Source organism: Micromonospora tarensis (assembly GCF_016803395.1).
GTDB lineage: Bacteria > Actinomycetota > Actinomycetes > Mycobacteriales > Micromonosporaceae > Micromonospora > Micromonospora tarensis.
Genome location: NZ_JAEVHL010000308.1, coordinates 1 through 6,497, shown reverse-complemented (window position 1 = coordinate 6,497; position 6,497 = coordinate 1). Strand labels below are relative to the sequence as shown.

Here is a 6,497-nt window from a genome sequence, read left to right as displayed (position 1 = left end):
CCCGCCGCCGACCCGCGCCGCGTCCTCGCTGCCGCGCCGCCCCGCGCGGATGCCGGCCCCTCACGCCCACACGCGGATGCCGTCCCCCGTCAGATGACGCACATCAGGATGTAGTGGTGTCCGCGCATTGTGAGGCCACTACATCCGGGAAGTTGCGCGGATCTTGGCGACGGGTGGCTTGACGCCCCGGCCGGGGCGCTGGTGTCATCTGGGTCTTTTGGGGGAAGTGTCCGGGTGGGGGATGCCCCGGCACCCCCTGCGGCGCGGCGACGGCATAGACTGCTCGTCGCCACGGGGTGTGGCGCAGCTTGGTAGCGCACTCGCTTTGGGAGCGAGGGGCCGTGGGTTCAAATCCCGCCACCCCGACTGTCGTCCGCGGCCGGGCCGCCCCGGGTGCCGCCCGTGCGGCCCCGGGCGATGCCGGAGCGTCAGGCCGGCTCGCCTACACTCGATGGGCTGAATCACGCCCAGACTCAACTGAGATCCGTCAAGGAGTACGCCTGTGAAGAGCACCGTCGAGACTCTGAGCCCGACGCGCGTGCGGCTCGCCATCGAGGTGCCGTTCGTCGAGCTCGAGCCGAGCCTCAAGAAGGCGTACCGGGAGATCGGTTCGCAGGTCCAGGTCCCGGGCTTCCGCCGGGGCAAGGTGCCGACCGCGGTGATCGACCAGCGGGTGGGCCGGGGCACCGTCCTCAACGAGGCGGTCCAGGAGGCCATCCCGGAGAACATCATGGCCGCCGTGCGCGAGCACGACCTGAAGACGCTGGGGCGCCCCGAGGTCGAGATCACCGAGTTCAACGACGGTGACTCGCTGAACTTCACCGCCGAGGTCGACGTCCGCCCGGAGATCACCATCCCGGACGCGTCCAGCATCGAGGTGACCGTCGACGAGCTGCAGATCGACGAGAGCGAGATCGACGAGCAGGTGAAGAACCTGCGGGAGCGGTTCGCCACCCTCAAGACCGTCGAGCGGGCCGCCGCCGAGGGCGACTACGTCCAGATCGACCTGAACGCCACCGTCGACGGCGAGGACGTGCCGGGCGGCCAGGCCAGCAACATCTCCCACGAGGTGGGCAGCAAGCAGCTCCTGCCGGGTCTCGACGAGGCCGTGGTCGGCCTCGCCGCCGGCGAGGACACCACCTTCACCACCCAGCTGGTCGGCGGCGACTTCGCCGGTCGGGACGCCGAGGTGGCGGTGACCGTGCGCACGGTCAAGGAGAAGGAGCTGCCCGAGCTGAACGACGAGTTCGCCCAGATGGCGAGCGAGTTCGACACGATCGAGGAGCTGCGCGGCGATCTGCGCGCGCGGGTCACCCAGGGCAAGCAGGTCGAGCAGATCTACGCCGCCCGGGACAAGGCCCTGGCGCAGCTGGTCGAGGCCGCCGACGTGCCGGCGCCGGAGGGTGTCGTCCGCGAGGAGGTCGCCAGCCGCAAGCAGGCCATGATCGACCAGCTGGAGCGGATCGGCGCCTCGATGGAGGAGTACCTCGCGGCCGAGGAGAAGACCGAGGAGCAGATCGACGCCGAGCTGACCGAGGCGGCGACCGAGGGCGTGAAGGTCCAGCTGCTGCTCGACACCCTCGCCGACGCGGAGGACGTGCAGGTCTCCGACGACGAGTTCGGGCACGAGATCGTGCACCGGGCGCAGCGTGCCGGGATGGCTCCGCAGCAGTACTACGACCAGCTGGTGCGCTCGGGCGCGGCTGCCGCGGTCTTCGGCGACGTGCGGCGGGGCAAGGCGCTCGCGGCCGTCATGGAGAAGATCACGATCAAGGACTCGGCCGGCAACGGGATCACCCTCGACGCCCTGCGCGCCGCCAACGAGGCCGAGCACAACCACGACCACTGATCGTCGGGTGCGGCCGCCGTCCGCCGCTGCGCGGTGGATGGCGGCCGTTTCCCTTTCCGGGGTACGCCCGGAAGCCCGCGCCGCGGGTACGCCCGACAGCTGCGCTGAGAGCGAACACTGCCCCGACCGGGACTCTGCCGCCTCGCACAGCGGTTAGTGTCGGGAAAGACGGTACGGAGAGCGAAGGGCTGCCATGACCGACATGCACATCCCCAAGAAGTCGCTCCGGGCGATTGACGCGCGCGGTGGCGACTCCATTGGCAACCTCGACGACTCGGTCTACAACCGGTTGCTCAAGGAACGCATCATCTTCCTGGGCAGTGAGGTGACCGACCAGGTCGCCAACCGCATCTGCGCGCAGCTGCTGCTGCTCGCCGCGGAGGACCCGGACCGCGACATCAACCTGTGGATCAACTCGCCGGGTGGCTCGGTCTACTCCGGCATGGCGATCTACGACACCATGCAGTTCATCGACAACGACGTGTCGACCGTGGCGATGGGCATGGCGGCCTCGATGGGCCAGCTGCTGCTCTGCGCGGGCACCCAGGGCAAGCGGTACGCCCTCCCGCACGCCCGGATCATGATGCACCAGCCGTCCGGCGGGCTGGGCGGCACGGCGTCCGACATCGCCATCCAGGCGGAGCAGATGCTCTACACGAAGCGGATGTTCCAGGAGCGGGTCGCGCACCACACCGGTCAGAGCCAGTCGCAGATCGAGGCCGACTCGGACCGGGACCGTTGGTTCACCGCCCAGGAGGCCATGGACTACGGCTTCATCGACAAGGTGATCATCGGGGCCGCTCAGGTTCCGGATGGCGCCGGGACCCTGAGCTGAGGAGCTGACGATGACCGACCTGAGCCTGCCGCCCCAGTTCGCGGCCGTGCACAACCGTTACGTGCTGCCGTCGTTCGTCGAGCGCACGTCGTACGGGGTCAAGGAGTCGAACCCGTACAACAAGCTCTTCGAGGACCGGATCATCTTCCTCGGCGTGCAGGTGGACGACGCGTCGGCCAACGACGTGATGGCCCAGCTGCTGACGCTGGAGGGCACCGACCCGGATCGCGACATCATCATGTACATCAACTCGCCGGGTGGCTCGTTCACGGCCATGACGGCGATCTACGACACCATGCAGTACGTTCGTCCGGACATCTCGACGGTCTGCCTCGGGCAGGCCGCGAGCGCGGCGGCCGTGCTGCTCTCGGCGGGCACTCCGGGTAAGCGGATGGCGCTGCCGAACTCGCGGATCATCATCCACCAGCCGGCCACCGAGGGCGGCTACGGGCAGGGCTCGGACATCGAGATCCAGGCCCGGGAGATCCTGCGGATGCGTACGCAGCTGGAGGACATGCTGTCCCGCCACTGCAACCGCCCGATCGAGCAGGTCCGCAAGGACATCGACCGTGACAAGATCATGACGGCCGAGGAGTCCAAGGAGTACGGGCTGGTCGACACGATCCTGACCAGCCGTAAGAAGGGTCTGCTGGCGGCCAACGCCGCCCGCTGAGCAGTACCGGGTCAGAGGTTGGCCGGGGCTTCCGTTCCCGGCCGACCTCTGACACACCCGTTTTGGGGGTCGGAGAATGCCCCGTCAGCGGGTAACGTCGGGTCCGTACCGCTTCGCCGGTTGGGCCGGCAGAGCGAACCAAGCCGGGCGGCACGCAGCGTCCGCAGGTCAGGCCGGGTCTCCGGCCGATGAGTGCAGGGAGAACGTAGGTGGCACGGATCGGTGACGGCGGCGACCTACTGAAATGCTCCTTCTGCGGCAAGTCGCAGAAGCAGGTCAAGAAGCTCATCGCGGGCCCAGGGGTCTATATCTGCGACGAGTGCATCGATCTCTGCAACGAGATCATCGAGGAGGAGCTGGCCGAGTCCGGCGAGGTGAAGTGGGAAGAGCTTCCCAAGCCGATGGAGATCTGCCAGTTCCTGGACACCTACGTGGTGGGGCAGGACCAGGCCAAGAAGGCGCTCGCGGTAGCGGTCTACAACCACTACAAGCGGATCCAGGCCGAGGCGGCCGGCGCGCCCGGCTCCGGCAGTGACGCCGTCGAGCTGGCCAAGTCCAACATCCTGCTGCTCGGTCCGACGGGGTGCGGCAAGACGCATTTGGCGCAGACCCTCGCCCGGATGTTGAACGTCCCGTTCGCCATCGCCGACGCCACCGCGCTGACCGAGGCGGGCTACGTCGGCGAGGACGTGGAGAACATCCTGCTCAAGCTGATCCAGGCCGCCGACTACGACATCAAGCGCGCCGAGACCGGCATCATCTACATCGACGAGGTCGACAAGATCGCCCGCAAGTCGGAAAATCCGTCGATCACCCGGGACGTCTCCGGTGAGGGCGTGCAGCAGGCGCTGCTCAAGATGCTCGAGGGCACGGTGGCCAACGTGCCGCCGCAGGGTGGCCGCAAGCACCCACACCAGGAGTTCATCCAGATCGACACCACCAACGTGCTGTTCATCTGTGGTGGCGCGTTCGCCGGGCTGGACCAGATCATCGAGTCCCGCACCGGGCAGGGTGGCACCGGCTTCGGCGCCCGGCTCAGGTCGGTGTCCGAGCGGTCGACCGACGACATCTTCAGCCAGGTCATGCCGGAAGACATGCTCAAGTTCGGGCTGATCCCCGAGTTCGTCGGCCGGCTGCCGGTGATCACCAACGTCCGGAGCCTGGACCGCAGCGCCCTCGTCCGGATCCTCACCGAGCCGCGCAACGCTCTGGTCCGGCAGTACCAGCGCCTGTTCGAGCTGGACGGTGTCGAGCTGGAGTTCGACGAGCCGGCGCTGGAGGCCATCGCCGACCAGGCGATGCTGCGGGGTACCGGGGCCCGTGGTCTGCGGGCCATCATCGAGGAGGTTCTGCTCTCCGCGATGTACGAGGTGCCGAGCAATCCCGACGCCGCCCGGGTGCTGATCACCCGCGAGGTCGTTCTGGAAAACGTCAACCCGACGATCGTGCCGCGTGAGTTCACCGGGCGCCGGGCCCGGCGGGACCGCGAAGAGAAGTCGGCTTGATCCTCCCCGCGCCACGCCGGCCACGTCACTCCTGACGCGGCCGGCGTGACCGCGTGCGGGGCAGGGCTGTGACGCTGTTCGTGCCGGCCCTCCGGTCGTACCCTTTGCTCATGCGTGTCGCCGTCTGCCAGCTGAACGCCCGGGACGACCGTAAGGCCAATCTGGCCGCCGCCGAGGTCCTGCTGGAGCGCGCCGCCGCCGGCGGCGCGGATCTGGCCGTCCTCCCGGAGTACGTCGACTATCTCGGTCCCGCTGCCGGGATGCCCGAACCGGAGTCGGTGGACGGGGAGGTGGGCAGCTTCTTCGCTGAGATCGCCCGACGACTCGGCATCTGGCTGGTCGCTGGTTCGTTCCACGAGGCCGGGCCGGATCCGGAGCGCACCTGGAACACGTCGCTGGTCTTCGACCGATCCGGTCGTCTCGCCGCGAGCTACCGCAAGATTCATCTGTACGACGTGGAGATCCCCGGTCGGGTCTCCTACCGGGAGTCGGCGAGTGTCGCGCCCGGGGCGCAACCGGTGGTGGTGGACGTCGAGGGTCTGCGGGTCGGCCTGTCGATCTGCTACGACCTACGCTTCCCGGAGCTGTACCGGCTGCTCGCCACCGATGGTGGCGCCCAGCTACTGGTGGTGCCGGCGGCATTCATGATGCACACAGGACGGGACCACTGGGAGATCCTGCTGCGGCCGCGCGATCGAGAACCAGTGCTTCGTGGCGGCGGCAGGCCAGACCGGCGACCACGAGCCGGCTCGCACCTGCTTCGGACGCAGCATGGTGATCGACCCCTGGGGGACGGTGCTCACCCAGTTGCCGGATGGGCCGGGGGTCACCGTCGTCGACCTGGACCTCGATCGACTCGCCGCGATCCGGGCCGAGCTGCCCAGCCTGGCCAACCGTCGGCTCTGAGCCTCAGCCCTCCAGCAGGACGCCGATCACCGCGAATCCGATGATGGCCGCCGCGGTGACCAGGAGCGCGGTGGTCATCCGGGACTTGCCCCGTCGGGCCAGCCGTCCCACCGAGAGCACCAGCACGACAAGTACGACCGCGCCGATCACCACCTGCCAGAACGGCAGGAGGAGACCGAGCAGCGCCTCCTCGGCGTACACCGCCGCACCGGGACCGGACTCATCCATGTCTGACACTCTGGCACGTCGGGGCGGTCCGCGTCCCCGGTCGGGCCGCGGGACCGCCGCGCACCGCTGGATCGAACCAGTGATGAACGCTGATTTGCCTTCTCCGGGCTGTCCGCGTAACTTTCTCTCTGCACGGGGGAGGCCGGACAAACCGGCCGAGAACGGGCGCCAGGCTCGTGGCGGGAACGCCGAGCGAGGCTGAGACCGGGTGGTGCGGAGCACTCCGAAACGGAGTTGCGAACGCGAAGCCGACCGGGTAGAGTTCTGGAGCCGGCAGGAGCCGGGCGGAGAGCCGCGAAGCGGCGATCGGCCGGTCTGCGGTTTCCCACGACAGAAACGAACGTCGTCAACGACGTGCGTCATCGTGGACTCGAGCGAGTAACAATATCCGCATCTCGGATGAAGCACGACGAACCGCGAAACACCGGTTTGACACGGCGGAAACCAGCGGGTAACGTAGTAAAAGTGCCTGGCGCTGAGAGCGGTGGGGACGCGGTACGG

At 68.3% G+C, this 6,497-nt stretch carries 5 protein-coding genes, 1 tRNA gene and 1 pseudogene; 6 read left to right on the top strand and 1 reads right to left on the bottom strand.

Translation table 11 applies throughout. The features are described from left to right. The first annotated feature begins 292 nt into the window (after window positions 1-292). The 6 genes and pseudogenes from JM949_RS32290 to JM949_RS32265 all read left to right on the top strand — a co-directional run bounded on the left by JM949_RS32290 (window position 293) and on the right by JM949_RS32265 (window position 5,768). Window positions 293-366: transfer RNA gene (locus JM949_RS32290), tRNA-Pro, on the top strand. A gap of 136 nt (window positions 367-502) precedes the next feature. Further along, window positions 503-1,849 carry a trigger factor gene (gene tig / locus JM949_RS32285; protein WP_203151867.1) on the top strand — a complete coding sequence of 449 codons (1,347 nt, stop codon included), beginning with the start codon at window positions 503-505 and terminating at the stop codon, window positions 1,847-1,849. Between the two features lie 193 nt (window positions 1,850-2,042). Beyond that, window positions 2,043-2,684, top strand: coding sequence for an ATP-dependent Clp protease proteolytic subunit (locus JM949_RS32280; protein WP_203151866.1), 642 nt, complete (start codon window positions 2,043-2,045; stop codon window positions 2,682-2,684). 10 nt (window positions 2,685-2,694) lie between these two features. Beyond that, entirely contained in the window at window positions 2,695-3,357 is a 663-nt protein-coding gene (locus tag JM949_RS32275) for an ATP-dependent Clp protease proteolytic subunit (RefSeq protein WP_030333536.1), read from the top strand. A 209-nt stretch (window positions 3,358-3,566) separates the two neighbouring features. Beyond that, on the top strand, window positions 3,567-4,862 hold the full coding sequence (clpX, locus tag JM949_RS32270; RefSeq protein WP_030333537.1) for an ATP-dependent Clp protease ATP-binding subunit ClpX: 1,296 nt from the start codon (window positions 3,567-3,569) through the stop codon (window positions 4,860-4,862). A 110-nt stretch (window positions 4,863-4,972) separates the two neighbouring features. Continuing rightward, window positions 4,973-5,768 (top strand): annotated as a pseudogene (locus tag JM949_RS32265) (carbon-nitrogen hydrolase family protein). Window positions 5,769-5,771: 3 nt separating this feature from the next. Here JM949_RS32265 and JM949_RS32260 read toward each other — a convergent pair. Beyond that, on the bottom strand, window positions 5,772-5,996 hold the full coding sequence (locus JM949_RS32260) for a hypothetical protein (protein ID WP_203151865.1): 225 nt from the start codon (window positions 5,994-5,996) through the stop codon (window positions 5,772-5,774). Between the last annotated feature and the right edge of the window lie 501 nt (window positions 5,997-6,497).